We start from the raw sequence: 24,720 nt of genomic DNA on the forward strand, positions 1-24,720 counted from the left end.
GCGTTTATCCGTTACGCAGGATATCGGCCGCCGAGTCGAGGCCTTCCTGGGTGCCGACAGCCACCAGCAGATCGCCAGTGTGAAGGACGACGTCGGGTCCCGGCGAGGGGAGTACTTCGCCTTCGCGCATGATGGCCACAATCGAAACGCCGCAGCGGGTGCGGATGCAGGCCTTCCCCATGGGCTGGTTCTGGAACGGGGAGTCGGGTGCGATCGAGAATTGCCGGGTGACGATGCCGGGAACATTTTTATGTTCTTCGGTCAGCTTCATGGCCAGGTGCTGGCCGCCCAGGAGGTTTCCGAGGGTTGCAGCTTCGTCACCGGTTAAGGGGATTGAGGCCTGGCAGGTATCGGGATCATCCCAGGTGGACACGATAAGTTCCGTCTGGCCTTCCCGCAGCTCCACGACGCCGATACGGCGGCCGGATGCTGTCATAAAATCCTTCCTCCGGCCGAGGCCCGGAAGGTCCGTCTCATCCACGTTCATGGCTTAAGCCTAGTATGCCTCCGCCCACTTGGGGCGGGCCCTGAGGATTCCCGCAGGACCAGCCGCATCGCGGTGGGGCCGGGCTCCTGGGGAGCCGGGGCATCAGGGTCGAGGGCTGCGAGCAGCTGGTGCATGGTGCTGCTTCCCTGGGCCTCCAGGTCCATCTGCACGGTGGTCAGCGAGGGCACCAGGAAGGCGGACTCCGGGTGGTCGTCCCACCCCACCACGCTGACGTCCGCCGGCACGCTAAGGCCAAGGTCGTGCAGCGCGCGCAGGGCGCCGATGGCCAGTTGGTCGTTGGCGGCGAAGATGGCGGTGATGGAGGTGTCGGCCATCAGGCCCCTGGCTGCCTTGTAACCGGAGGCGGAGCTCCAGTCAGCGTCGGCCACGCCACTGTCCTCGATGCCTGCCTGGCTGATGGCCTGCCGGTAAACGGCCAGGCGGTTGCGCGCAGCAGGCCACTCCTGCGGACCGGCGATATGGGCAATCCGCCGGTGCCCCAGGCCGGCGAGGTGCGCCACGATGGCCTGAGCTGCGGAACCGTCAGAGATCCGGCCCTGGCCGCGCATCCTGTCGTCGTACTCCCCGGCAACCACCACGGGGATGCGTTCCTGTGCCTGCAGGAGGTCGCTGCCCGAAATCGGCACAAAGGACAGGGCACCGGCGAAGTGGCCGCCGTCGAGGATCCGCCGGAGCCCCGCTGTCCGTTCCGGCCCCGTTCCTTCAAGGGCCACGACGTCGAGCTGGTAGCCGGCAGCGTGGGCGGTGGCGGCGGCGCCGTTGAGCATCCGGGACGGGAAGTATGGCGAGGCGCCGGGCACCAGGGCCAGGAGCCGGTGTGTGGCCTTGGTCCGCAGCGAACGCGCAGTGAGGTTGGGCGAGTACCTCAGCTCCGCCATGGCCTGCTCCACCTTCTCGGCGGTGGCTGCCCTCAGCTTGGAGCGGTCTGCCATGTACCGGGAGACCGTTTGGTGCGAAACACCGGCGAGCCGGGCCACCTCATAGATGGTGGCGGCGCGCGCGGGTTGCCGGGATCCGGCGGGGGTTTGCGTCACAGCCTCGAATCATCCCACGTGGTCAGGCGCCCGCACATTCCGTAGCCTTCACCCGCCCGCTGCCGGGCCTGGAACACTGCAGCTCCCGCCATGGAGGCGGGCGAGCCGTCCTCCAGCTCCTGCAGGGCCTGTCCGGTTGCAGCCGCCTGGCTGCGGACACTTGCCGCCCAGATTTCCTTCCAACGCTCCACCTTTGGCCGGACCAGCGCCGCCGCGAGGCGATGGAACTCTGCAAGGGCCTCCGGTCCGCTGCGAAGGACCGATTGATGCAGCTCGGCGTATCCTTCCAGGGCCAGGTCCCGCCGCCGGCGTGCAGCAGCAGCAACTGATTGGTCCGAACCGGAGGGAAGGGCGGCGTGCTCCGCATAAAGGTCCGGGTCCTGCAGGATGTGCCGTGGGAAGGTCAGCACGGAATCCCCCGCTTCGGGCAGGCCTGCATTGGCCATGATCACGTTGAGCGTGAGCCCATCCGTATTGACCAGGCGGTGCACTGTGCCTGGACTGAACCACAACAGCGATCCGGCGGCGAGGTCGTGTTCCGCGGTGCCGTCCATCGCGATGGTGTGGACCTGGCCGGCGCCGGCGGTTACGAGGTAGGCCTCCGTGGAAACGGTATGCAGGTGCGGTGAGCCGCCGCAACGACCGTCGGCAGCCTCCCAGTCGTAGACGCGCAGGCCAGTCACGGCAGTGCCCCCGGGAAACCCTGGGGCCTGGGGCATTGTGCCGCGTGGGCCCTTCATCGTCCTGCCCGGGACGCAGCCCCACCCGTCAGGACACCGCGGGCGGCAGTGGCCAGTGCTTCAGCCCGGGCGGCGTCCGATTCGCCGTCCGCGATGACAACCCCGTACCGGTAGCGCAAGGTGGAACCTGCCTCGAACAAAACTTCCTGGCTGAAGAATGGCGCCGGACCCATGCAGGCGAAGGGCTCGGAGCGGGCAAACCACTCGGGCTGGGGGCGGTCGCTGTGGGGGTCGTCCACCATTACAACGGTGGAGAAGCGGCAGGTTTCATCGTGCTGGCCCACGAAGGAAAGACAAGGCGCACGCTGGCCGCGCAGCTCTTCACCGGTCGCCCCGCCGGGTCCAATGATCGCTCCGCCGGCAAAGGACCGCGGTCCGCGCCAGAACAGCCCGCCGTACCCGGCGTTGTCCCGTCCCTCGGTGGTGGGCGAGCCGATGTGGATGTCCGCCCCGGAAACGTTGGTCATGGCTGAGTCGAAGACCAGGGTGTAGCTGGTGTCTTCGCCCGGCACTACCTGGAAGGACCGTTCCTCCTCAACCACGAGGGACCCCGACTGCGTGATCCACTGCAGCGAATGGGCGAAACTGAACGTGCCGGCGTCGTCCGCTGCCTGGTGCACCCCGCCGTGCCGCATGGCACCGTTGTTGGGCAGCCATTGGTAATCGTGGCCGCGGCGGTAGCTGGGACCGCCCCAGAAGTTGTCCGGCCCCAGGTGCGGCAGCGACCAGGCGATCCCCTTGTGCCAGACGTGGTCATGCGGGCGGTAGGCGCTCACGAGGTCGCCGGTCCGGGTCCGGACCGGATGGAAGTAGGGCCGGGGCGATTCCACTTGGGGATCGTCGGCGGCGTAGGTGTACGTCAGGACGGGCACGCCGTCGAGGGATACAGCGACTGCGGCGCCGTCGTCGAACCAGCTGAAGGGGCTGGTGGAGGTGGCGGAGGAGGTGGGGGTGGCGGTGCTCATGCGTTGCTCTTTTCGAGTTTCCAGGGTTCCAGCCGGCCGTCGGCACGGTCGAAGAACGGGTGTCCTTCATTGATCTCGCCGCCGCGGACGGTCTTGCCGGTGATGGCGGACGCATAGATCGCGGCGGCGAGTTCCATGGTGGGGTAGGCCTCGGCGAGGGTAACCGGCGGGACGGCACCCGAGCTGATGGCTTCGATGATCTCCGCGTACTGGGCAGGATGCCCGCTGGGTGCGGCGGCCGATCCGTCTGCCCAGAGGCCCGCGAGGTGCTCCTGGCCCGGTGCCGGGGTGAAGCGCCAGTGGGAGTCGTCGTAGCCGTAGAGATGCTCAAGTTCCACCGTGGCGTTTTCGTAGTCGAACCGGAGCTGGGAGGTTTCCCGCGGCGAAATGACCGAATTGATCACGGTACTCAGGGCGCCGGACTCGAAACGCACGATTGCGGTGGAGACGTCCTCGGTTTCCGTGCGGCGCGCCAGCCTCCCGGCGAAGGCGGTGACTTCCTGCCACGGGCCCCAGAGGTGGAGCAGCAGGTCGAACTGGTGGATGCCGTGGCCCATGGTGGGACCGCCGCCTTCAACGTCCCACAGGCCGCGCCACGGAACATCGAAATACTCCTGGGTGCGGAACCAGAGGGTGTTGCAGAAGCCGGTGAGTGCACTGCCCAGGACTCCGGACTCCTGCAGGGCCGCCAGCTTCCGGGCGCCGCTGCCGAAGCGGTGCTGGAAAACGCAGCTGACGTGCTTTCCCGATGCGCGCTCCGCCTCCTGCAGTTCCCGCATCTGCCGCAGTGAGAGCGCCGGAGGCTTTTCCAGTACCACGTTCAGGCCAAGGGAGAGCGCCTCGAGGGCAAGGGAAGCATGCGACGACGGCGGCGTGCACACTGCGACGACGTCCAGGCCCGCCTCTGCAGCCGCGGCCAGGCTTGGCGCCGTACGGGCGAAGCCCGTCTTCGCCGCAAACGCTGCCGCGCGGTCTGCGTCAATGTCCACGGCGACGACGAGCTCTGCGCCCGAAAGTTCGAGGGCTTCTGCATGGGCGTGGGCTATGCCGCCCGTACCGATGATGCCGGCGCGCGGGCGGTGTGGGACCTGCTCCATGGATGGTGCTCCTCGTTCGTCTTTGAAAGGATTCAAATGCTGACCATCAATATTATGTGATCGATAACAGGAGAGGTCAACAGCTGCTGGCATAAAATACCTGCGGAAAGTCAGGCTGCGGGAACCACCGCGATGGGGGCCTTGTCCGGTGACTTCACCGGCAGCAGTACCAGGAGCCCGGCCAGGAGCACCACCATGATTCCCAGGATGCCCCAGCGCTGGGCCTCGCCCGGCGCCACCAGCGGGGTGGCCAGGGTGATGCAAAGGGTGAAGAGCGCCGGCGCCAGGAAGCTGACGGCCCTGCCAGTGGTGGCATAGAGCCCAAAGAGTTCGCCCGATTCACCGTGCGGGGCAAGGCGGGCCAGGTATGCCCGGGACGAGGACTGGGCAGGCCCCACAAAAAGGCAGAGGAACAGCCCGAAGACCCAGAACGTTGTGCTGCCGGGCCATGACATGCCGAAGAAGACGTAATTGCCGTTGCCCAGGACCAGGATGACGGTGCCGGCGATCAGCAGGCCCACCAGGGCCCCGATGATCACTGCCTTGGGCCCGATTTTGTCGTCAAGGAAACCGCCGATGATAGCGCCCACGGCAGCCACCACATTCCCGAAGATCGCGAAGAAGATGACCTGGGACAGTTCGAAACCGAAGGTGCCTGCGGCGATGATTCCGCCGAAAGTGAAGACAGCTGCAAGGCCGTCGCGGAAGACCGCGCTCGCCAGCAGGAAGTAGATGGTGTGCGGACTGGTGGCATAGATAGCCTTGATCCGGCGGATCAGCAGCCCGTAGCTGGCCACGATTCCCAGCCTGTGGGCTTGCGGGGCCTTGGGCAGTTCGGGGACGGCGAACAGCACTGGCAGGGCGAAGACGAAGAACCATAGGGCGGAGAAAACCGCCACGAGCCGGATGTTCAGGCTGTCCTCCGTGGATGCCCCGAACCACGCGAAGCTGGGCTGGACGAACAGCTGCAGGACGATCAGCAGCGCGACGATGCCGCCCAGGTATCCCGCACCCCAGCCGAGTCCGCTGACCTTCCCGATGTTCCGCGGGGTTGAGACCTGGGCCAGCATGGCGTTGTAGTTCACGCCTGCGAACTCGAAGAACACGTTGCCCAGGGCGATCAGGGACACCCCGAGCAGGAGGAACTCGGGCCGGGGAAACACAAAGAAGCACAGCGCAGTAAGGATGGCGACGGCGGCTGTGTTGACTCCCAGCCACAGCTTGCGGCGTCCCCCGGCGTCCGAACGTTGCCCGGTGACCGGAGCCAGCAGCGCAATGGCGATGCCGGCAACGGCCAGCGCCCCGCCCAAAACCGCCGATGCCTGGTCTTCCCCGCCAAAGGCGTTGGAGGTGAGGTACACGGTGAACACGAACGTGGTCATCACGGCGTTGAAGGCTGCCGATCCCCAGTCCCAGGACGCCCAGGCGAGGACCCTGCCCTTGCTGGTGGCCTGATTCCCGGATTCAAGTTCCGAGGACGGGTGCGTGGCCCCGGGAGCGCTGGCGCTGTTCATACGATGCATCGTATCCGCCCGTGGCGAACAGGCGGCGGACCCGAATCCCGTGACGGCGGGGAATGTGGCCGGAGGATACAACACGTACGGGGGAAGCGGCAGCAGCGCCTTGATAAACTGGGCCTTCCCGAACCTTACGAATGACCGCCTGCCCTAACTTTTGACAATCGAATCCCTGACGTTGCGGAGAAAACAGTGATCACAGTCCTTGCCGTGCACTTTACGGTGGCTGTGGTGGCTCCGTTGCTCTTCAGGGCCTGGGGCCGCAACGCTTTCTACGCACTCGCGGCTGTTCCCGCTGCCTCCTTCTTCTGGCTGCTGTTCCAGCACGGCCCCATCTACTCGGAGCCCGGGGCGGTGGCCGAAGTGGTCCCCTGGATTCCGGGCCTCCAGCTTGAGTTCGCCTTCCGCATGGATGCCCTGGCGTGGGTCATGTCCCTGCTGGTGCTGGGCGTCGGCTCGCTGGTCCTCGTCTACTGCGCACGGTACTTCAAGCGGAAGGACCACGACCTCGGCGCCTTCGGAGCCCAGCTCCTGGCTTTCGCGGGGGCCATGTTCGGCCTGGTGGTGGCGGACGATCTCCTGCTGCTGTTCATTTTCTGGGAACTCACCACCATCCTGTCCTACCTCCTGATCGGGTTTGCCCGGACCAGGCTGGCGGCACGGCGGTCGGCACTCCAGGCATTGATGGTCACCACCGCCGGCGGCCTGGCCATGCTGGTGGGCCTGATCATGCTTGGCTACGCGGCAGGCACCTACCGTATCTCGGACATCCTCCAGCAGGCGCCCGCACTCATGGCCGGACCTTTGGGCACCATGGTGAGCGCCGCCGTCGTACTTATTCTGGTCGGCGCCATCACCAAATCGGCGCTGGTCCCGTTCCATTTCTGGCTTCCGGGAGCCATGGCCGCTCCCACCCCGGTCAGCGCCTACCTGCACGCCGCAGCGATGGTCAAAGCAGGCATTTACCTCGTTGCGCGGCTGGCCCCGGGCTTCTCCGAGACGTCTTTCTGGCAGCCGGTGGTGCTGGGCCTCGGCCTGGCGACCATGCTCGTGGGCGGGTACCGCGCGCTGCGGCAGACCGACATCAAGCTCATTCTCGCTTACGGTACGGTGAGCCAGCTGGGCTTCCTCACCATGGTGGTGGGGCTTGGAACACCGGACGCAGCCCTCGCCGGCCTCGCAATGCTGTTGGCCCACGGCCTGTTCAAGGCCACGCTGTTCCTGGTGGTGGGCATCATCGACCACCAGTCCGGCACCCGCGATGTCCGAAAGCTCTCGGGGGTCTTTCGGTCCTCGCGCGCCCTCGGAATCGTGGCCGGAATCGGCGCCGCCTCCATGGCAGGCGTACCCTTCCTGGGCGGCTTCGTAGCCAAGGAATCGGTGCTGGAGGCTTTTGTCCACCACGCAAATGACCTCGCCGCAGGCCCCTGGGGAATGGTTGTTCTGGCCGGGCTGGTCCTGGGATCCGTCCTCACCTTCGCGTACAGCGCACGGTTTATGTGGGGCGCGTTTGCCGTCAAGCCGGGTGTGGAGCGCACGCCCTTCAAAGCCATCAGCCCCTCGTTCCTGGCCGCGCCGGCCATCCTCAGCCTCCTCACCATTGCCTACGGCCTCTGGCCGGTCCCCGTGGATGCCTGGATCCAGCCGTACGCGGCCTTGTTTGCCTCGTCCGCTCCCGACGCCGGCACGCCCGCTGAGCAGGCAGGTCATCTCGCGCTGTGGCATGGCTTCACGCCCGCGCTTGGCCTGACCGCCCTCACCTTCGCGCTTGGTCTGTTGATGTACTTGGGCCGCAACGCCGTTTCGAGGGCCCAGTCCCTGGTGCCGGCCTGGGTGGACGCGGACAAGGCCTACCAGTACACGGTTGGCGGGCTGGACGATGTGGCGGTGTGGGTCACCGGACGTACGCAGCGCGGTTCGCTCTACTACTACCTGGCCGTTATCCTCAGCGTCGCCTTTGTGCTGCCGCTCGCGGCCATCCTGCTGGCGGGCAAGCCACTGCCGGACGGCATCTACCTTGTAGATCCCGGTTCCCCGCTCCAGCTCGTGGTGGGCGTGGGCATTGTGATCGGTGCCCTGGCCGCAGTCAAGGCCAACAAGCGGTTCCTGGCGGTCCTGATGGTTTCCGTCACGGGCTACGGCATCGCCCTGATGTTTGCCCTCCAGGGCGCTCCGGACCTGGCACTGACCCAGATGCTGGTGGAAACCATCGTCCTGGTGGCCTTCGTCCTGGCGCTGCGCAGCCTGCCGCCTGAGCTCCGCGACCGCACCGGCGGCAAATACCGGGTCGTGCGGGTCATCATCGGCCTGTGCTTCGGCGTCACCATGGTTTTCGCCGCGATCTACGCCATGGGCGCGCGGACTGCAATCCCCGTCTCGCTGGAGTTTCCGCGCCTCGCCTACGAGGGCGGCGGGGGATTGAACATCGTCAACGTGACCCTGGTGGACATCCGGGCGTGGGACACCTTCGGCGAAATTACCGTCCTTGCCCTTGCCGCCACAGGTGTCGCAAGCCTTATCTTCATCCGCGGCCGCGGCGACCGGATCAGGAACTCCGCCACCGTCGCCGCGGGCACCGTTGGCCGCTACCGCGCCGTCAACCCCAGCACGCGGGACGCCGCGGCGCTCGCGGTCAGCCGGAAGTTTGCTGCGGCAGCACGTGACGCTTGGATCGTGGCAGGGCGGACCCTCGCGCCGGAACGCCGCTCCATCATCTTCGAAGTGGTTACCCGGCTGATCTTCCACTCCATGATCATCTTCTCGCTTTACCTCCTGCTGGCCGGCCATAACCTTCCGGGCGGAGGGTTTGCAGGCGGCCTCACCGCAGGCCTTGCCCTGACCATCCGCTACCTCGCGGGCGGGCGCTTTGAACTCAGCGAGGCCACGCCCGTGAGCGCGGGCGCCCTCCTGGGCGTCGGGCTGGCGGTCGCTGCAACCTCCGGTGTGGCGCCGCTCCTGCTGGGCGGCCAAGTGTTCCAGACAGCCATCATCGAACTCTGGCTGCCGGTGTTCGGTGACATCAAGTTCGTCACCTCCACCATCTTCGATATCGGCGTGTACATCGTGGTGGTGGGCCTGGTGCTGGACGTCCTGCGGAGCCTCGGCGCCGAAATTGATGAGCACCTTGAAGAGCGGTCCGCCGCTCCCGCCGGGAGTGACGCCGATGACGAGCCGGAAGGCCTGTCCTCCGAAACCACCGCAAAGGGCCAAGCATGAGCGTAAACCTGACCCTCCTGATTGTGATGGGTGCCCTGTACGCCTGCGGAATCTACCTGATCCTGGAACGCAGCCTCACGCGGGTGCTCCTGGGATTGATGCTCCTGGCAAATGCCACCAACCTGCTGATCCTGGCAACCGGCGGATACTCCGGGCTCGCCCCGCTGTATTCAAAGGACATCGCGGCGCAGGACTACAACGATCCGTTGCCCCAGGCGCTGATCCTGACGTCCATCGTTATTTCCTTTTGCGGTCACGGCCTTTATGCTCGGCATCATCTACCGCACCTGGGTACTGGCCCGCCAGGATGAAATCCAGGATGACGTGGAAGACCTCCGCGTGGCGGTGACGCCAAGCTTCGACGCCGAGGACGACGCCGAGATTCCTGCCGAAACGTCTGAATTCCCGGTTGCGACGGTCGTCGCCGGCGGCCGCGAAATGCCCGCCGAGCGGGCAGCCGCGGAAGAAAAACCCGGCTCCAACAACGTGGCCCGTGGCCCGGAAGGAGGCGGACAGTGAACATCGCAAGCTTTGCCCCGCTCGCCGTCGTACTTCCCATCCTGGGCGCCGCCCTGACCTTCCTGCTGATCCGGCACTCCCGGGCCCAGCGCGCGGTGAGCATCGCGTTGCTGTCCCTCACGCTCCTGCTCGAATGCTTCCTGTTGGCCTCGGTGTGGGACGGCGGGACTGCGGCCGTGACCATCGGAGGCTGGCTGCCGCCCTGGGGCATTGTGATGGTGGTGGACCAGTTCTCCTCCCTGATGCTGGTGGTCTCCTCGGCAGTGAGCCTCGCGGTGCTGGTGTACGCCACCGGGCAGGGCATGGCCGACGGCGACCAGGACGCCCCGGTCTCGATCTTCCACCCCACGTACCTGATCCTGGTGGCGGGCGTTTCCAACGCCTTCCTCTCCGGTGACCTCTTCAACCTCTATGTGGGCTTCGAGATCCTGCTGACGGCAAGCTATGTCCTGATGACGCTCGGCGGAACCGGGCCGAGGATCCGGGCGGGCGTCACCTACGTGGTGGTCTCGGTGGTGTCGTCCGTGCTGTTCCTGATCTCCATCGCCATGGTTTACGGAGCCACCGGGACCGTCAACATGGCCGATCTCGCGATCAAGCTCGGCGAGCTGGACCAGGGCACCAAGACCCTCCTGCACGTGATGCTGCTGGTGGCGTTCGGCATCAAGGCCGCTGTCTTCCCGCTGTCCTTCTGGCTGCCGGACTCCTACCCCACGGCTCCCGCGCCGGTCACCGCCGTGTTCGCGGGCCTGCTCACCAAGGTGGGTGTCTACGCCATGGTGCGCACCGAGACCCTCCTCTTTCCGGGGGACACGCTCAACACACCCCTGATGGTGGCCGCGCTGCTGACCATGGTGGTGGGAATCCTTGGCGCCCTGGCGCAGAACGACATCAAGCGTCTGCTCTCGTTCACGCTGGTCAGCCACATCGGCTACATGGTGTTCGGCCTGGCAATGTCCTCCACCGCAGGGCTGGGGGCAGCGGTCTTCTACGTGGCCCACCACATCACCATCCAGACCAGCCTCTTCCTGGTGACCGGCCTGATCGAACGCCGTGGCGGCAGCTCGTCAGTGGACCGCCTGGGCGGCCTCGCCAAACTTTCCCCGCTGCTGGCCCTGCTGTTCTTCGTTCCCGCCATGAACCTGGCCGGCATCCCGCCGTTCTCCGGGTTCCTGGGGAAGGTGGGACTGATGCAGGCCGGCATTGAGCTGGGCACGCCGCTGGCCTACGCCCTGGTGATCGGCGGGGTCCTCACCAGCCTCCTTACGCTGCTTGCCATCGCCAGGGTCTGGAACCGCGCCTTTTGGCGGAGCCCGGCCGACGCCGAACATCCCGATCCCGTCCTGCTTGCCCCGACTCTGGCGGGGGTGGCCGGCCCGGGCGCCAAGCGGAACACGGCAACCCTCCTGCCGCGCACCATGGTGGGTTCCACGCTGGGGCTGGTGGTTCTCGGCGTCGCGCTTACAGTCTTTGCCGGTCCGCTGTTTACGGTCTCGGACCAGGCTGCAGAGGACATGCTGGACAGGTCCTCCTATATCCAGGCCGTCCTGGGCGAGGACACCGTTGTTCCAATGGTCCTTACGTCCGGAGGAGGAAAATGAGCCGCCGGCGGATTTCCCTTCGCCAGGAGCTTCCCCTCCTGGTGTGGCTGGTCATTGTCTGGGGAGCCCTGTGGCAGGACTTCAGCCCCGGAAATCTCCTGTTCGGTGCACTGCTGGCCGTTGCCGTTGCCAGGTTGTTCTATCTCCCGCCGGTGGAACTCAGCGGCCGTTTCAATATTCTCTACGCCGTACCGTTCGCGCTCGTGTTCCTGGCCAAGGTGGTGGTTGCCAGCGCCCAGATCCTGTACCTGGCCGTGGTGCGCGGGCCCAGGGTGAAAAACGCAGTGGTGGCCGTGACGCTGCGGAGCCACCAGGACCTGCTGGTCACGGCAACGGGGCACGTGATTTCCCTGATCCCGGGCTCCCTGGTGGTCGAGGTGGACAGGTCCACGTCAACCCTCTACCTGCATGCGCTGAACATCAGCTCCGCTGCGGACGTTGAAGACCTGAAGAAAGAGGTGCGTTCCATCGAAGCCGGACTGATCAGGATCATGGGCACCAAGGAAGAACTCGACGCCGTCCGGCTGGAGGCCGCCGCATGATGCAGACAGTCCTGATCCTCACGGCCGTCATTTTCTCGCTCGCCGCAGCCGGCGCCATCATCAGGATCGCCCGCGGGCCCTCGCTGCTGGACCGCGTGCTCGCAGCGGACGTCCTGCTGGCCATCCTCGGCGGCGCCCTGTGCGTGGACATGGCCGTGAACCGGCACCTGAACAACCTGATGCTGGTGGTGGCCATCTCCATCATCGGCTTCCTGGGGTCCGTGACGGTTGCCCGGTTCGTGGCCGACCGAAGGGAGGTGCCGGGTGAGTCCTGACGCTGCCGCTATAGACTTCTGGATCGACCTGGTGTCCGCCGTGTTTATGGTGGTGGGTGCCGTGATGTCCCTGGGGGCCGCGATCGGCCTGCTCCGCTTCCCGGACCTCCTGAGCCGCATGCACGCCGCCACCAAGCCGCAGGTACTGGGACTGTTCCTGCTGCTGGCGGCCATCGGTCTGCAGATGCGGACCTGGTGGGCGTGGCCCGTCCTGGTGGTCGCCTGGATCTTCCAGCTTCTGACGGTGCCGGTGTCCGCCCACATGGTTGGCCGGGCGGGTTACCGCACAAAGCACCTGCACCGCGAGCTGCTGACCTCCGACGAACTGGAAGCAGTAGTGCAAAAAGCCGCCGCCAAAACCGCCCGTGAGGACGATTCCGGCGACGGCCCTGCAAAGTAACTGCTGAACGGTCCCGTCTGGTCAGACGATGTCCTGGCTCTTCGCGAACCGGGTGATGGCCCGCTGCGTGCCGCGGTTGGCCAGGACCTGGATGATGGTGCTTACCGAGGCCGAAATCAGCGCGAACGTCAGCGCCGACTGAAGGCTCGTGGGAATGTCCTCGTCCTTGCCGGTAGGCGGCTTCCGTCCGGTGGTTTTTTCCCAGATGGTGTTAACCAGCTTGGTCCCGACGAAGCCGGCGCCGAGGCTCACACCGGTGCCGAGCAGCTTGATGAAGAAATTCATTCTTAGTACTCCTTGCGGGCGGAAAACAGGCTGTACCCAGCCTAACTGCCCTCTGCCGTTCAAGAGCACAGGCCCGCCAGCCATGCACGCCCGGCCCAGCGGCAGCGAGCAGTCCGGAGGACCAGGCAGCGCCGCTAAGGGGCCTTTACCAGGCCTTCCCAAGCCACAATCCAGTGCGGCGGGAAGCCCGGGGCGTGCCGGTCCGGTCCGCCGTCCCAGCCGGCAGCCATCAGGGCGACGGCGGCCAACAGCCCGCCGTTGCCCGGCAGATACAGGGGCAGGGAACCGGTTTGCCGGTTATGCCCGTTCGGCAGCACGGTGTTCTTGGCGGCGTCCAGCAGTAGGGCGTCGACGGCGGCTTCCGGATCTTCGAGCCGCGCCGCGGTCATGGCCATCACCGGGTAGTCCCAGCCCCAGGTGCTGTCCCAGTCCCAGTCCGTGAAGACTCCGGCTAAGGTGGCCCGCATGATTTCCGGATCGATGAGGTCGGTCAGCGGCAGGACGCCGAGTGCGCAGAGCATGGACGGGTGGTCGGCGCGGATGGTGAAAGGCTCGACGTCGCTTGCGGCGTAGGTGCCGTCGATGACCTTTGGCCGGACCATGCCGTCCGCCACCGCCTGCCAATGCTCCCGCGGTTCCAGGCCAAGGCGTTCCCGCCAGGTACTGGCAATGCGCAGGGCCCATTGCCAGTAGGCGAGTTCGAAAGTGGGGTTGGTGACAGCGCCCCTCATTGCCTCGTAGCTTTCCTGCGCCGGGACCAGGGGCGGGCCGAGTTCGAACCCCCGTGCCGTGGGGTGCGCGAAGCTGGCCATAAACTCCGCTGTTTCAAACACGATCCCGGCGAACTCCTCGAGCAGTTCCCTTGACGGCTCGGCCCGGTAAGCCAGTTCCGCAAGGTGAATCGGGTGCGGCTGCTGCCAGATCAGGAAGGTGCCGATGGTGCTTGGGCTCTCCCGCCCGTCCGGCCCCACCTGCTTGGGCCAGCGGACGCCGTCGAACCCTTGGCTTTTGGCTGTTTGACGCGCCCGCTCCAGGATGGAGCCGTACCAGCGCAGCGCCGGGAGCAGCAGCGGGGTGCGGTTCCAGTGCGCGAAGTGGGCTGCGTGCCACCAGTGCATTTCCAGGTGGAAGCGGCCGCGCCAGGAGTTGCACACCAGCCCGGTCTCCTGCGGTGGCAGGGAACCCGAGCAGTTGATGGCCGTGAGGTACTGGGAGAGAACTATCCTGCGTTCCAGTTCCGCTGCCCGGGGATCATCAGTGCCTGCGAGTTCGACGGCGCCTCCTGACTTCCAGAAGTCCGGCCAGCAGGCCCGGGATGCCTCCGCCACGGCGGTGCCCGGCGTGGCGGTTCCGGACCCGCCCTTGCCGATTCCAGCGCTGCCACGAAGCAGGCAGTCACCTTGACCGGTGCTGATGAAATGGACTGCGACGTCCAGGACGTCCTGTCCGCCTGCGGCGTGCAGCACAAGCTCGTGCGGACCCGTGGACCTGAGTTCCACCCCGGCCCCTGTGACCGCCACCTGGTAGCCGGATGCGTCCAGCTCCCGGTGTATCAGCCAGCGCCGGCAGGGTCCGTCCCCGGGCAACTCTTCGATCGCGGTGGTGTGGGCTTCAGGGTGGGACCAGTCGGCGGCGTCATGCCAGGCATTCGAGCCGTAGGGGAAAGCAAAGGAGACGCCCAGGCCCTGGCGGACCGCGGAGGACTCCACACGTATCCCCAGTTCGTCCCGGTCCGGATGGCACGCCGTCGTCACGCTCACGGGATGACCACGGAGGGTGAAGCTGCTGGTGACCGTGCCGGTCCAGAGGTCGAGTGCCTGGCAGGGGGCTGAAATGTCTGCAACATCCAAAGGGCCTGCATTGCTGCCGGAAAGGGTGAATCCGATCCTGCCCAGGTCGAGGCGGTGCGGGTTGGCTCGCAGCCAGGCCTCCGAGGGGGACGTCCGGGTTTCCTCTCCGTCCACCATGCCGCCTGCCATGTCCACGTACGGCACCGGTCCCCGCGGCGAGTCGTAGAGGATGCTGGAATCCTCCAGCCGGTAGTCCCCGTCCGGCGGGACGCAGTGCCAGCCCCACTGGGACTGCGTGCCCAGCAGCGTGCCCGGTGGCAGTTCGCTTCGGGCGCCCACCGGGTACGCCGCCGGGAAGGTTTGCAGGCCGCTGAGGTCCACGGTGAAGCAGAACTCCCCGTTGCCTACTGAGACGGGACTGCGCGGGTCAAGGCTTTGTTGCTCTACGTTGTGGCGGCGGACCAGCGACTCCCGGTCGATGGCGCTGTGCTGGCTGTGCAAGACGGACGCCCTCCCGCTGAGAAAGCGTTTTCTGGACGTCTTCCATCCTTCTGGACCAGCTCCAGGCTGTCAACAGCGGGACTTACATTGATCCTCGCCACGGGCCTTATCAGTCCGCCGGTGGTTCCGTCCGGAACTTAATCATTTTGTGCGTGCCGTCGCAGTAGGGCTTGATGGCCGATGCGCCGCAGCGGCACAGCGCCACGGTCTGGCGCTGGCGGGGGACCGGGTCCCCGGAGGGCGTCACGATTTCAAAGTCGCCACGGACAATCAGCGGCCCGTCGGGGCACACCACGATTGAGCTTTCGGCGGGTTCCTGGTTCATGACTGCTCCTGGTGGGGGTTGCGGGCGGAAGTCTGTGGGTCCGGTTCGTACATGGCGGCCAGTTTTCCGGAATGCCGGCGCCGAAGTTCGGCTTCCGAGTGGGCTGCAGTCTTGAGCCGGGTCCCGGCGTAGGGGACACCCCCGCCCAGGCGGTAGGCAAGGGCGATCCAGATGCAGACCGCCCGCTCCAGAACCCACAGCGGGGCGCACCACACTGCCCGGAAAGGGAAGACCGTTGTCCCGTTGTGCCCCCGCCGCCCGATTCCGGCAATAATGACCGGTGCCGCCGCCAGTGCAAGGAAGGCTTTACCGCGGTGCCTCGCGGGAAGGCCGGCTGCTGCGGCAATCACCGGAAGCAGGACAAGTTCCGCGGCGAGGCGGAGTGGCTGGGCGAAGTCGTCGTAGGCCTGGCGGGTGCGCTGCTTGAGGAAGTGGCGCGGCCCGGGCGGCTTGCGGGCAACGAACAGGTCCGGCAGGATCTTTTCCCGGCCGCCGGCAGCCCTGACGGTCCGGATCAGCTCGAGGTTCTCGAAGAGGACCGGATCGTAGCCGCCGGTGGCCAGCAGCGCGCTCCGGCGCACGGCCAGCGTGCCCGGGAAGTCTGCGGACCAGGCCCGGTTGATCAGAGTCCTGGACGTGTCCCACCAGGCGTGCCATGGCAGGGGGTCGAAGTAGTTCTGCGGCCGCACAACATCCGCCGACTCAAGGTGGTTGACGACGGCGGCAAGCGATTCGCGCGTGTAGCGCACGTCGTCGTCCGCTATCACCAGCAGCTCCGCCCCGGCCGCCCGGACGCCGGTCATCACACCGGCCACCTTGCCGTTGCCGCCGTTGCCGCCCTGCTCCGGACGGATGTGGCGGATGGCAGGCGGGAAGGCGGCCCGATGCCGCTCGAACAGCTCCGGGGCGGAGCCGTCCACCACGGTGACGGGTATCCACCCGGAGAGGCGCCCGAGGTAGGCCGCCAGGTCCGGAAGGTCCGAATCCCCGGTCCAGCGCAGCGGCAGGATGTACTCGGCAGACTGGCTGATGGCTGTAGTGCTCACGCTGCTGCCGGCACTGCCGCCCTCAGCGAGGTCTCGCCGTTTTCCCAGCAGGCTAAAAGGTGTGCCGAAAGCCTGCCGTCGATCGCCATCACAGCCGTCGCCCCGAAAAGGACGTCCCCCAGCAGTTCGGGTTCCGCCTCCACAAGACCTCCGGCGAGGTCGCGGCCGGCGATCTGCTCGTGGACCGCGTCGGCTTCCACGTGCTCGTCGAAGTAATGCGTCACCTCGGCCTCGAAGCCGTGCCGGCGGAAACCGTTGCCGTACAGGCGGTTGGGCTGTGAGGAGGTCATCTCGTAGATGGCAAGGTGTCCGGTGATGGCTCCGCGGAGCCGCCGGTTGAGCCCGAACAGGGACATCATGTTCACCGCTGCAAGGGACACGGCCGGGACTGCGTCGAGGTAAGCGCCGTAGTGGTCGTCCATTCCCAGGCCCCGCATGGTGCGGGCAAAGAGCGCACTGTGCATGCGTTCCGGGCGCCCTCCGCCGTACTCGTCGGCCTGGATCTCCACCAGTGCGGCCTTCGGCCTGCCAGTGAGCCGGGGGATGGCCCAGGTGTGCGGGTCCGCTTCCTTGAGCTGGTAGACCGACTTGTGGACCAGGAACTCCTTGAGCTGCTCCAGGGTCGCCTTTTTGGACACATAGCGGGACACGCTGGGTCCGGTGTCGGTGGCGGCAAGGCCGAACAGGACGTCGGCGACGGCGTCACTGGTCATCTCCGCCGCAGGCGGCAGGTCCAGCTCCCCGGCTGCTGATTGGGCTGCTGCCCGCAGCGCTGCTTCGAATGGCCGTTCGAGCAGGTGGCGGACCTGGATGAGGCCCGGCTCCCATTCCCACTCGTCCCCCACGCCTTCAAGGCCGGAGTAGTGAAGCTCGTAGAGGCAGAAAAGTGCCAGCTGGACGTCGTCGTCCCCGATGATGTCGGTGGCTGCCTGCAGCTGTGCCGTGACCAACCGGCGCAGTTCCTCGACGCCCGCGGCGGCATCGTCGGTCCCGGCGGTAACCGCCAGGGCACTGAACAGGGCGGTACTGATGGGACCTCTGGGTTGCGGGATCTTCATGATGCTCCTTCGGGCGGCAGCGGTGCTGCCGGTGCTGCGCCGTCGACGGTGGCGGCTTCGGTCAAGGCTGTGATTTCAGGTCACGTTTGCGGCTGCGCCGTGGGGTGGTGCGGGGAGAAAGCAGGATGGCGAGGATGATCATGGCGAGGCCCAGGGCAAGGTGCAGCCAGTTGTCGGCGCCGTTGAGGGGGACAAAGTTTGCTGGGGTCTCATCGCCCACCAGGAGGCCGTACAGCCACAGGACGAGGTAGATGACGCCCCCGTAAATGAGGAAGCTCCTTGCCTGTTGGTGGGTCCTCGCCAACAGCAGTCCGGCCGCCCCGAAGGCCAGGTGCACGATGTTGTGCAGGACCGACACCTGGAAGACACCCATAAGCAGGGCTCCCGAACCGTGTCCGGCCATGCCCAGCGATTCGTAATTACTGGTGATCCCGGGGATGAACCCCAGGATACCCACCAGCAGGAAGAGGGCACCCGTTGCAAGGGCCGCCTTTTGCAGGCCTGTCCTCGCTCCGGTGGCGCGGATGCTGACTGTCATGACCTGTCTCCTCAAAAGCTTGGAGACAACATAGTAAGCATGATTACTAATATAAGCTAAGTGGGGCCATCAGCCGCTGCCCGCAATTTCCGCGGCCGCTGGTGGCCCTTAATCCTCCAGGGCGCTCCACACATAGGGGTTTGGATGGTGCCCGCCGCGACGGCCGTGCTCGTACCCCTGCTGCCAGGCATTCCCGACGGCGGACACCAGTTCCGCCAGCAGGGGATAGTAAGGGTGGTCCGGGCCGATGTAGATCATTTCCTCCGCGGCCTTGTCCACCGCCGCCCGCACCTGGTTGTCGGCTGCATTACCGAGCATGGCGCCCCTCCTTTGGAACTTCCTGCCACCCGCTTTGAATGTACTCCGGGCGTTCCTGGGGGTCCATCGCGCCCGTTGAGGCCCCGCGTCAGTCCGTGCGCATGGAGCTGAGGACCTCGCGCAGGGCCTGTACCACCAGGTTGTGGTCCTGCACTTGGGGAAGCCCTGAAACAGTTACCGTAGCCACCGCGCCCACGCCAGTGACGTACACGGGGAACGAGCCGCCGTGCGCGGCGTACCGGCTCTGATCGAACCAGCCCTGGTCCTCAATCCGTCCGCCGCCGAGCCGGGCGCGCAGCCCCACCAGCAGGGAGGGCGCCTCGTACCTGGCGGCGGTGCGCTGTTTGGCCCGGATCCAGTGCTCGTTGTCCGGGGTGGCACCGGTCAGGGCCACATGGAACAGGACCTGCTCGCCCTTGGTGATGTCAATGGCGATGGGGAACTGGCCCTCCTTGCCCAACTCCACGAGCAGCAGCCCCAGGTTCAGTGCATCGTCCATGGAGAAGCCAGGAAACTGGAGCTCCCGGATTTCGCCCTCAATCCGGGCGATAAGCACTTGCAGCGAACCTTCCGGCTGGGTGGCATCGGAATCCGGATCGAACTCAGTCACATGCGGGGAATTGGCAGTCATGGCCCACAATCTACCCCTCCTCCGGTGTAAACTGGACCCCGCCCACCAGGGCAAATATTTACCAACAGAAACATTCAACGACAGGGGAGCGCCGCCGTCGGGGCATCACTGGCCAAGCCAGGATCCGCAGGTGGGCGCTGAGAGTGCGGACAGCCGCAGACCCTCGAACCTGATCCGGTTAGTACCGGCGCAAGGGAGTCGAGTTCTCGAAGTACTGCAGCGGCGTGCCGTTGCAATACTTTCCCCTCCTGTTCCTCAGGAGGATCGCATGGCAACTACAGCAATCAAGAAGACCACCAGCAGGTCCTGGCGCGTCGTGGACATCGTGGTGGCGGCGTTGATCGCCATCGCTGGCGGCGTCATTTTCTGGGCCTGGTCCCAGGGGGCGGCCGCAGTCTCGGCGCCCATGAACGCCCTATACCCGCCGCTGACCGGATTGTTGGCCGGCGGGTGGATGATCCCCGCGGTGCTGGGCATGCTCATCATCCGCAAGCCGGGAGCCGCACTCTTTTGCGAGACTGTTGCAGCCACCGGCGAACTGCTCATGGGCTCGCAGTACGGCGCCTCCGTGCTGTTCTCCGGGTTTGTCCAGGGTTTGGGTGCCGAGATCATCTTCGCGATTTTTGTGTACCGGAAGTTCAACCTGCCGGTTTCCCTGCTCGCCGGCGCTGCTGCCGGGCTGTTCTGCGGCCTGAATGACTCCTTCGCGCCCTGGGGCTGGAACATCGCCTATTCCGGCGGGGACAAGCTTGCCTACATCGTCTTCACCGCGATCTCCGGTGCCGTCATCGCAGGCGCGCTGTCCTGGATCGCCACCCGCGGCCTGGCGAAGACCGGAGTCCTGAGCTCCTTCGCGTCGCGCAGGGCAGCTACGGAGCCAGTCCTCTCCTGATGACAGCTCCTTCCCTTCACGGCGCGTCGGTGGCGGCGCGGCCGGCTGCCGTCACCGCCCGCGGCTGGGGCTGGCGGCATGCCGGGCGGTCCAGGCCCGCTGTCCGTGCCCTTGACCTGGACATCCGGCCGGGGGAGCGCGTGCTCCTGCTGGGCCCGTCCGGGGCAGGCAAGTCCACCCTCCTCCATGCCTTGGCCGGGGTGCTGGGGGACGCTGACGACACCGATGACGGCGGCGCGGCCGGGGATTCCGACGAGTCCGGTTCGCTGCTGATTGACGGCGCCTCCCCCCGCGAGCAGCGCGGCAGGGCCGGACTGATGCAGCAGGACCCGGAGACGCAGGTGGTCCTCTCGCGGGTAGGTGACGATGTCGCCTTCGGCGCCGAGAACCTCGCCGTGCCCCGCGCCGACATCTGGGCCCGCGTGCATGAGGCGCTGGACGACGTCGGGCTCTCCCACCTGCCGCTGGACCACCCGACGTCGGCCCTGTCCGGCGGGCAGAAACAGCGGCTGGCGCTCGCGGGCATCCTTGCCATGCGGCCGGGGCTGCTCCTCCTCGACGAGCCGACGGCCAACCTGGATCCCGCCGGGGTGGTGGAGGTGCGTGACGCCGTTGGCCGTTGCCTCGACAAAACCGGGGCAACGCTGGTGGTGGTGGAGCACCGCGTGTCTGTCTGGAAGGACCTGGTGGACCGGATCGTGGTGCTGCAGCCCGGCTCTTTGACGGATCCTGCCGTGCTGCTGGATGGGCCGCCGGACCAGGTTCTCAGGGAAGCCCGGAGCATGCTTATGGCGGCCGGGGTTTGGGTGCCTGGCCACGTTCCGGCTACGCGTCTGCGTGCGGCGGATCCTGCTCCCGGCAACGGGGACCTGCTGCTTGCCGCCGAGGAACTTGCCGTATCGCGGGAACGTGCCCGCCGCAAGGGTTTTCGCAAACTTGCGCCCGTGCCGGTGCAACAGGGCATTTCCGCGCAGGTCCGGGCAGGGCAGGCCCTGGCCATTACCGGGCCCAACGGCGCAGGGAAATCCACGTTCGCACTGACCCTCGCAGGGCTGCTGCAGCCTGTCGACGGCAAGGTTTCCGCCACCCTGGCGCTAAGTCGCGGTGCGGGCATTGACCCGTTTAAATGGAAGGCGGAGCAGCTGATCGAGCGCGTGGGCACGGTGTTCCAGGAACCCGAGCACCAGTTTGTCACCGGGAACGTGCTGGACGAACTGCGCTTTGGCCCGCGGCATCTTGGGCACGGCGAGGACCGGGTGGATGAACTGCTGGAGCGGCTCCGGCTCACCGAACTCGTTGACGCAAATCCGTATACGCTCTCGGGCGGCGAAAAGAGGCGGCTCTCGGTGGCTACAGTCCTGGCCGCGCATCCCCAGGTCCTGGTCCTGGATGAACCCACCTTCGGGCAGGACGCCAACACCTGGGCGGAGCTGGCATCGTTCCTGTCCGAACTCCTGGACGCCGGCACCGCCGTGGTGTCCGTGACGCATGACGCCGAATTTACGGCCGCGCTGGGCGGAACGGAACTGCGCCTGGCAGCGGCGGTGGCGCCATGAGGCAGGAGCTGAACCTGCGCGGCAACCACGCCCTGCTGACCCGAGCGAACCCGTTAAGCAAGTTCGCCGCCGTCTTCCTGATCACGGCCGTGCTGGCGCTGTCCATCGACTGGGTGTCCGCCTCCGTGGCGCTGGCCTTTGAGTTCCTGCTGTTCACGTTGGCGGGGCTCACCCTGACGCTGCTGTGGCAGCGGGGGTGGCCGCTGATCCTCGCCGCGGCCGTCGGCGGCTGGAGCACCTCCATCCTGGCGGCGGACAGCGGAAAGACGCTGATCGACGTCGGCATCTGGACCATGAGCGAAGGCTCGCTGGAACTGGGGGTCGGGTTTATGCTTCGTGGCCTGGCAATTGCGCTCCCGGCGGTGCTGCTGATGAGCTGCACCGATCCCACTGACCTTGCCGACGCGCTGGCGCAAAAGGCGCGCCTTCCGCACCGGTTTGTGCTGGGAACCTTGGCCGCCATGCGCCTGGTGGGGCTGATGGCGGAGGAGTGGCAGACCATTGGGATGGCCCGCCGTGCCCGCGGCGTTGGTTCCCGCGGCAGTGCCCTGCAGCGGCTGAAGGCAACGCTGGGGCAGAGCTTCGGGCTCCTGGTTCAAGCCATCCGGCGTGCTTCAAGACTGGCCGTCACCATGGAGGCGCGGGGTTTCGGCGGCGGAAAGCGGACATGGGCGCGGGAATCCACGTACAGCGGATTGGACGCGTGGGTTCTTAGTGGTGGCGTGCTGATGGCGGGTGCAGCCTTTGCTGCGGCAATCTGGGCAGGCACGTGGAACATGGTGTGGCTGGGGAGCTGACTGGTGGACGCCGGAGCTCAGTCGCAGGAGTGGTTGTAGTCGAATTTCCTGGAAACGAACTGGGTAAGAGCCACTTCACCGCCGTCGGTCAGCGGCGGGTCTGAGCAGTTGGCTTTGGCCCCGGCGACGGAGCGCGCCCCGGCCAGCCAGCTTGGCAGCGAATAGAGGTTGCTCGAGTTGCTGACGGTACCCACGATCCGGCCCCATTGAAGACCGGTTGAATAGATCCCGACTCCCTTGACGTCGATGCTGTGGAAGAAGTCCGTCATGCCCTCCAGTACAGTGCGGTTCGCATCCTTGTCTGTGGTGGACCAGCTGTTCTCGGTTTCCACGTCCAGCCACCAAAAATAGTCCGAAGGGTTGGTGATCCCGCGGATGTAGGCGTCGTCGTAGGCCTTGGCGTAGCCGTACATGTAAGCGCAGGCTTTCCCGTAGTCGTTTTCCTCGCAGGAGCCGTAGGGGTTATGGACGGCCGATAGTATGGGGTATTCGTTGCTGGTGGGCCACCACGAGCCGCTGCTTCCAGGGTTGGCGGTATTGACGTAAAGGGACACCTTCGGCTGGGGCGTAATGCCGGATGAGGTTTCCGCCCATTCGAGCTGTTCCCTCAGGCAAGGGTTGGTGTTGTTGGCCAACCCGTTGTTGACGCCGACGATGGCAAAAGCCGGCTCTGCGGGAAGGGGATTTTCGCACTGGGGCCAGGAGACATCGTTGCCCAGCGTGGACTGCCGGCCTTCACCCGGAGAGGGCGCCGCGGACGCGGGCCCGGCAGGGAGCAGGAGCAGGACAGCGAACAGCAGGGCGGCCAGCTGAGCCGTTACCCGGACCTCTCGAGTTCGGCGCACTGTCACCTCCGTCGTCGTCGAAAGTAAGAGGGTCTATCCAGTTTCCTCCGGTTAGGCAGGCAAGGTCAACAAAGCTGGCAGCTCATCGCTATCGCATGTAGTGGGTAAACGCTCTCCAAATGGCTTTGAACGGGCCGGGGCGGCTATTACGTAGCTCATTTGTGATATATTTATGGGCATGACGCAGGAAACTACCGAACACGTTGCCGCCATGCTCAGGGATGCCCGGGGCGAGAAGGGCTGGACCCAGGGCCAGCTGGCCGCCGAGCTCGGGACCAGCCAGAGTGCCATTGCCCGGATGGAGCAGGGCAAGCAGAACCTGAGCCTGAAAATGATCCAGCGCCTTGAGACGATCTTCGGCCGGAGCATCGTCAACGTGGGAAAACCCCAGATGACACACCTTCGGGTGGAGGGCGGCCGCACGCTCTCCGGCTCCGTGGACGTTAACAGCAGCAAGAATGCCGGCGTCGCGCTGCTGTGCGCAAGCCTCATCAACCGGGGGACCACTATTCTTCGGCGTCTTGCGCGCATCGAGGAAGTGAACCGCATTGTTGAGGTGCTCAGCAGCATCGGGGTCGAGTGCACCTGGCTCAACGATTCGGACCTCCAGCTCCGCAGGCCTGCCGTCCTTAACCTGGAGGCGATGGACGTTGAAGCCGCCCGCCGCACGCGCAGCGTCATTATGCTGCTGGGGCCGCTGCTGGACGAGTCTTCGCAGTACCGCCTCCCGTATGCGGGTGGCTGTGACCTGGGCACGCGCACTGTTGAGCCGCATATGCAGGCACTGCGCCAGTTCGGACTCACAGTGGAAGCAACTGCAGGTTTTTATGCAGTACAGGCCCCTTCTGCTGACACGCGCGACCGTTCCTTCGTGCTTACGGAGCGCGGCGATACTGTCACCGAGAACGCCATCATGGCAGCGGCGCACCGTGAGGGGACAACGGTGATCCGCAACGCCAGCCCGAACTACATGGTGCAGGACCTCTGCTTCTACCTGCAGATGCTGGGCGTGACCATCGACGGCGTCGGCACCACCACCTTGAAGATCACCGGGCGTCCCATGATCGATGCTGAGATTGAGTACTTCCCGTCCGAGGACCCCATCGAGGCCATGAGCCTCATTACCGCCGGCATTGTGACCAACTCTGAGGTGACCATCCGCCGGGTGCCCATCGAGTTCATGGAAATCGAGCTGGCCACGCTGGGGCAGATGGGCCAGCAGCTGGAGATATCGGGCGAGTACATGGCCCGCAACGGCCGGACCCGGCTGGTGGACGTGACCACCAAGCCTTCGGAGCTGCACGCGCCGGAGGACAAAATCCACCCGATGCCTTTCCCGGGCCTGAACATCGACAACCTGCCCTTCTTCGCCGTCATTGCCGCCAACGCCAGCGGGCAGACGATGATTCACGACTGGGTTTATGAAAACCGGGCCATTTACCTCACGGAGCTGAACCGGCTGGGTGCACAGGTTCAGCTGCTGGACCCCCACCGGATCTACGTCAACGGCCCCACCAAGTGGCGCGCAGCAGAGGTCGGCTGTCCGCCGGCCCTGCGCCCGGCAGCATGCCTGCTGCTGGCCATGCTGGCCGCCAGGGGAGTCTCCGAACTCCGGAACATTTACGTCATCGAACGGGGATATGAGGAACTCGCCGAGCGGTTGAACGCTATCGGCGCCAAAGTGGAGTACTTCCAGGACTGAACATTCACGCTTCGTCATGAAG

24 protein-coding genes, 1 pseudogene and 1 riboswitch are annotated in these 24,720 nt (G+C 66.0%); of the genes and pseudogenes, 10 read left to right on the plus strand and 15 right to left on the minus strand.

Features of this window, described 5'->3' with window-relative positions; all coding sequences use genetic code 11:
• Positions 1 to 4: 4 nt before the first annotated feature.
• The 6 genes from QFZ70_RS00210 to QFZ70_RS00235 form a co-directional block, all read right to left on the minus strand.
• Positions 5 to 487 (minus strand): cation:proton antiporter regulatory subunit, encoded by a 483-nt coding sequence (locus tag QFZ70_RS00210; protein WP_307093526.1) that lies wholly within the window; start codon positions 485 to 487, stop codon positions 5 to 7.
• A complete protein-coding gene (locus QFZ70_RS00215; RefSeq protein ID WP_307093527.1) occupies positions 484 to 1,542 on the minus strand; it encodes a LacI family DNA-binding transcriptional regulator in 1,059 nt (352 codons plus the stop codon). Before QFZ70_RS00215 ends, QFZ70_RS00210 begins: the two co-directional genes overlap by 4 nt.
• Positions 1,539 to 2,225: a cupin domain-containing protein gene (locus QFZ70_RS00220; RefSeq protein WP_307093528.1), complete on the minus strand. Its 687-nt coding sequence runs from the start codon at positions 2,223 to 2,225 to the stop codon at positions 1,539 to 1,541. The genes QFZ70_RS00215 and QFZ70_RS00220 overlap by 4 nt, the downstream gene beginning before the upstream one ends.
• A gap of 53 nt (positions 2,226 to 2,278) precedes the next feature.
• Positions 2,279 to 3,247: a PmoA family protein gene (locus QFZ70_RS00225; protein WP_307093529.1), complete on the minus strand. Its 969-nt coding sequence runs from the start codon at positions 3,245 to 3,247 to the stop codon at positions 2,279 to 2,281.
• Positions 3,244 to 4,344 carry a Gfo/Idh/MocA family protein gene (locus tag QFZ70_RS00230; protein WP_307093530.1) on the minus strand — a complete coding sequence of 367 codons (1,101 nt, stop codon included), beginning with the start codon at positions 4,342 to 4,344 and terminating at the stop codon, positions 3,244 to 3,246. The genes QFZ70_RS00225 and QFZ70_RS00230 overlap by 4 nt, the downstream gene beginning before the upstream one ends.
• 110 nt (positions 4,345 to 4,454) lie before the next feature.
• A complete protein-coding gene (locus tag QFZ70_RS00235) occupies positions 4,455 to 5,858 on the minus strand; it encodes an MFS transporter (protein WP_307093531.1) in 1,404 nt (467 codons plus the stop codon).
• Positions 5,859 to 6,053: 195 nt separating this feature from the next.
• Between QFZ70_RS00235 and QFZ70_RS00240 the strand changes: the two genes are divergently transcribed.
• The 6 genes and pseudogenes from QFZ70_RS00240 (at position 6,054) to mnhG (ending at position 12,414) form a co-directional block, all read left to right on the plus strand.
• Positions 6,054 to 9,077, plus strand: coding sequence for a Na+/H+ antiporter subunit A (locus QFZ70_RS00240; protein ID WP_307093532.1), 3,024 nt, complete (start codon positions 6,054 to 6,056; stop codon positions 9,075 to 9,077).
• Positions 9,074 to 9,596, plus strand: a pseudogene (locus QFZ70_RS00245) (Na(+)/H(+) antiporter subunit C). The gene QFZ70_RS00240 and the pseudogene QFZ70_RS00245 overlap by 4 nt, the downstream one beginning before the upstream one ends.
• Positions 9,593 to 11,197, plus strand: a complete 1,605-nt coding sequence (locus QFZ70_RS00250) for a Na+/H+ antiporter subunit D (protein WP_307093533.1) — start codon at positions 9,593 to 9,595, stop codon at positions 11,195 to 11,197. Before QFZ70_RS00245 ends, QFZ70_RS00250 begins: the two are co-directional and overlap by 4 nt.
• On the plus strand, positions 11,194 to 11,739 hold the full coding sequence (locus QFZ70_RS00255) for a Na+/H+ antiporter subunit E (protein WP_307093534.1): 546 nt from the start codon (positions 11,194 to 11,196) through the stop codon (positions 11,737 to 11,739). Before QFZ70_RS00250 ends, QFZ70_RS00255 begins: the two co-directional genes overlap by 4 nt.
• Entirely contained in the window at positions 11,736 to 12,014 is a 279-nt protein-coding gene (locus tag QFZ70_RS00260; protein WP_307093535.1) for a monovalent cation/H+ antiporter complex subunit F, read from the plus strand. The genes QFZ70_RS00255 and QFZ70_RS00260 overlap by 4 nt, the downstream gene beginning before the upstream one ends.
• Entirely contained in the window at positions 12,004 to 12,414 is a 411-nt protein-coding gene (gene mnhG / locus QFZ70_RS00265; protein WP_307093536.1) for a monovalent cation/H(+) antiporter subunit G, read from the plus strand. Before QFZ70_RS00260 ends, mnhG begins: the two co-directional genes overlap by 11 nt.
• 21 nt (positions 12,415 to 12,435) lie before the next feature.
• Here mnhG and QFZ70_RS00270 read toward each other — a convergent pair whose 3' ends face one another.
• The 8 genes from QFZ70_RS00270 to QFZ70_RS00305 form a co-directional block, all read right to left on the minus strand.
• Positions 12,436 to 12,699 carry a DUF4235 domain-containing protein gene (locus QFZ70_RS00270; RefSeq protein ID WP_307093537.1) on the minus strand — a complete coding sequence of 88 codons (264 nt, stop codon included), beginning with the start codon at positions 12,697 to 12,699 and terminating at the stop codon, positions 12,436 to 12,438.
• Between the two features lie 134 nt (positions 12,700 to 12,833).
• Positions 12,834 to 14,990, minus strand: coding sequence for a hypothetical protein (locus QFZ70_RS00275; RefSeq protein ID WP_307093538.1), 2,157 nt, complete (start codon positions 14,988 to 14,990; stop codon positions 12,834 to 12,836).
• 109 nt (positions 14,991 to 15,099) lie between these two features.
• The gene (locus tag QFZ70_RS00280; protein ID WP_307093539.1) at positions 15,100 to 15,315 is read right to left on the minus strand and encodes a CDGSH iron-sulfur domain-containing protein; all 216 of its coding nucleotides are present in this window, start codon (positions 15,313 to 15,315) and stop codon (positions 15,100 to 15,102) included.
• On the minus strand, positions 15,312 to 16,361 hold the full coding sequence (locus QFZ70_RS00285; protein ID WP_307093540.1) for a glycosyltransferase family 2 protein: 1,050 nt from the start codon (positions 16,359 to 16,361) through the stop codon (positions 15,312 to 15,314). Before QFZ70_RS00285 ends, QFZ70_RS00280 begins: the two co-directional genes overlap by 4 nt.
• Positions 16,358 to 17,419: an iron-containing redox enzyme family protein gene (locus QFZ70_RS00290; protein WP_307093541.1), complete on the minus strand. Its 1,062-nt coding sequence runs from the start codon at positions 17,417 to 17,419 to the stop codon at positions 16,358 to 16,360. Before QFZ70_RS00290 ends, QFZ70_RS00285 begins: the two co-directional genes overlap by 4 nt.
• 61 nt (positions 17,420 to 17,480) lie before the next feature.
• Complete coding sequence (locus QFZ70_RS00295) at positions 17,481 to 17,957, minus strand: DUF4383 domain-containing protein (protein ID WP_307093542.1); 477 nt, start codon at positions 17,955 to 17,957, stop codon at positions 17,481 to 17,483.
• Positions 17,958 to 18,065: 108 nt separating this feature from the next.
• On the minus strand, positions 18,066 to 18,275 hold the full coding sequence (locus QFZ70_RS00300) for a hypothetical protein (protein ID WP_307093543.1): 210 nt from the start codon (positions 18,273 to 18,275) through the stop codon (positions 18,066 to 18,068).
• Positions 18,276 to 18,363: 88 nt separating this feature from the next.
• The gene (locus tag QFZ70_RS00305; protein ID WP_307093544.1) at positions 18,364 to 18,906 is read right to left on the minus strand and encodes a heme-degrading domain-containing protein; all 543 of its coding nucleotides are present in this window, start codon (positions 18,904 to 18,906) and stop codon (positions 18,364 to 18,366) included.
• A 72-nt stretch (positions 18,907 to 18,978) separates the two neighbouring features.
• Positions 18,979 to 19,120: riboswitch (TPP riboswitch) on the plus strand.
• Positions 19,121 to 19,174: 54 nt separating this feature from the next.
• Between QFZ70_RS00305 and QFZ70_RS00310 the strand changes: the two genes are divergently transcribed.
• Genes QFZ70_RS00310 through QFZ70_RS00320 form a run of 3 tightly spaced genes read left to right on the plus strand, consistent with a single transcriptional unit; the run spans position 19,175 to position 22,151 of the window.
• Positions 19,175 to 19,798: an ECF transporter S component gene (locus QFZ70_RS00310; RefSeq protein ID WP_307093545.1), complete on the plus strand. Its 624-nt coding sequence runs from the start codon at positions 19,175 to 19,177 to the stop codon at positions 19,796 to 19,798.
• Positions 19,798 to 21,354 carry an ABC transporter ATP-binding protein gene (locus tag QFZ70_RS00315; protein WP_307093546.1) on the plus strand — a complete coding sequence of 519 codons (1,557 nt, stop codon included), beginning with the start codon at positions 19,798 to 19,800 and terminating at the stop codon, positions 21,352 to 21,354. The genes QFZ70_RS00310 and QFZ70_RS00315 overlap by 1 nt, the downstream gene beginning before the upstream one ends.
• The gene (locus QFZ70_RS00320; RefSeq protein ID WP_307093547.1) at positions 21,351 to 22,151 is read left to right on the plus strand and encodes an energy-coupling factor transporter transmembrane protein EcfT; all 801 of its coding nucleotides are present in this window, start codon (positions 21,351 to 21,353) and stop codon (positions 22,149 to 22,151) included. The genes QFZ70_RS00315 and QFZ70_RS00320 overlap by 4 nt, the downstream gene beginning before the upstream one ends.
• Positions 22,152 to 22,168: 17 nt before the next feature.
• Here the strand turns inward: QFZ70_RS00320 and QFZ70_RS00325 are convergent, their stop codons facing one another.
• Positions 22,169 to 22,996, minus strand: coding sequence for a hypothetical protein (locus tag QFZ70_RS00325; RefSeq protein ID WP_307093548.1), 828 nt, complete (start codon positions 22,994 to 22,996; stop codon positions 22,169 to 22,171).
• A 178-nt stretch (positions 22,997 to 23,174) separates the two neighbouring features.
• Here QFZ70_RS00325 and QFZ70_RS00330 point away from each other — a divergent pair, with 178 nt between their 5' ends.
• Positions 23,175 to 24,698 (plus strand): UDP-N-acetylglucosamine 1-carboxyvinyltransferase, encoded by a 1,524-nt coding sequence (locus tag QFZ70_RS00330; RefSeq protein WP_307093549.1) that lies wholly within the window; start codon positions 23,175 to 23,177, stop codon positions 24,696 to 24,698.
• Positions 24,699 to 24,720 lie beyond the last annotated feature (22 nt).

Origin of the sequence: Arthrobacter sp. V1I9 (assembly GCF_030817075.1) — a bacterium.
Taxonomy (GTDB): domain Bacteria; phylum Actinomycetota; class Actinomycetes; order Actinomycetales; family Micrococcaceae; genus Arthrobacter.

Excerpts from the sequence above, each read along its gene's own strand:
- QFZ70_RS00210 (WP_307093526.1), bottom strand. The coding sequence starts at position 487 with ATGAACGTGGATGAGACGGACCTTCCGGGCCTCGGCCGGAGGAAGGAT.
- QFZ70_RS00225 (WP_307093529.1), bottom strand. The coding sequence starts at position 3,247 with ATGAGCACCGCCACCCCCACCTCCTCCGCCACCTCCACCAGCCCCTTC.
- QFZ70_RS00230 (WP_307093530.1), bottom strand. The coding sequence starts at position 4,344 with ATGGAGCAGGTCCCACACCGCCCGCGCGCCGGCATCATCGGTACGGGC.
- QFZ70_RS00235 (WP_307093531.1), bottom strand. The coding sequence starts at position 5,858 with ATGAACAGCGCCAGCGCTCCCGGGGCCACGCACCCGTCCTCGGAACTT.
- QFZ70_RS00255 (WP_307093534.1), top strand. The coding sequence starts at position 11,194 with ATGAGCCGCCGGCGGATTTCCCTTCGCCAGGAGCTTCCCCTCCTGGTG.
- QFZ70_RS00260 (WP_307093535.1), top strand. The coding sequence starts at position 11,736 with ATGATGCAGACAGTCCTGATCCTCACGGCCGTCATTTTCTCGCTCGCC.
- QFZ70_RS00270 (WP_307093537.1), bottom strand. The coding sequence starts at position 12,699 with ATGAATTTCTTCATCAAGCTGCTCGGCACCGGTGTGAGCCTCGGCGCC.
- QFZ70_RS00280 (WP_307093539.1), bottom strand. The coding sequence starts at position 15,315 with ATGAACCAGGAACCCGCCGAAAGCTCAATCGTGGTGTGCCCCGACGGG.
- QFZ70_RS00290 (WP_307093541.1), bottom strand. The coding sequence starts at position 17,419 with ATGAAGATCCCGCAACCCAGAGGTCCCATCAGTACCGCCCTGTTCAGT.
- QFZ70_RS00295 (WP_307093542.1), bottom strand. The coding sequence starts at position 17,957 with ATGACAGTCAGCATCCGCGCCACCGGAGCGAGGACAGGCCTGCAAAAG.
- QFZ70_RS00300 (WP_307093543.1), bottom strand. The coding sequence starts at position 18,275 with ATGCTCGGTAATGCAGCCGACAACCAGGTGCGGGCGGCGGTGGACAAG.
- QFZ70_RS00305 (WP_307093544.1), bottom strand. The coding sequence starts at position 18,906 with ATGACTGCCAATTCCCCGCATGTGACTGAGTTCGATCCGGATTCCGAT.
- QFZ70_RS00310 (WP_307093545.1), top strand. The coding sequence starts at position 19,175 with ATGGCAACTACAGCAATCAAGAAGACCACCAGCAGGTCCTGGCGCGTC.
- QFZ70_RS00315 (WP_307093546.1), top strand. The coding sequence starts at position 19,798 with ATGACAGCTCCTTCCCTTCACGGCGCGTCGGTGGCGGCGCGGCCGGCT.
- QFZ70_RS00320 (WP_307093547.1), top strand. The coding sequence starts at position 21,351 with ATGAGGCAGGAGCTGAACCTGCGCGGCAACCACGCCCTGCTGACCCGA.
- QFZ70_RS00330 (WP_307093549.1), top strand. The coding sequence starts at position 23,175 with ATGACGCAGGAAACTACCGAACACGTTGCCGCCATGCTCAGGGATGCC.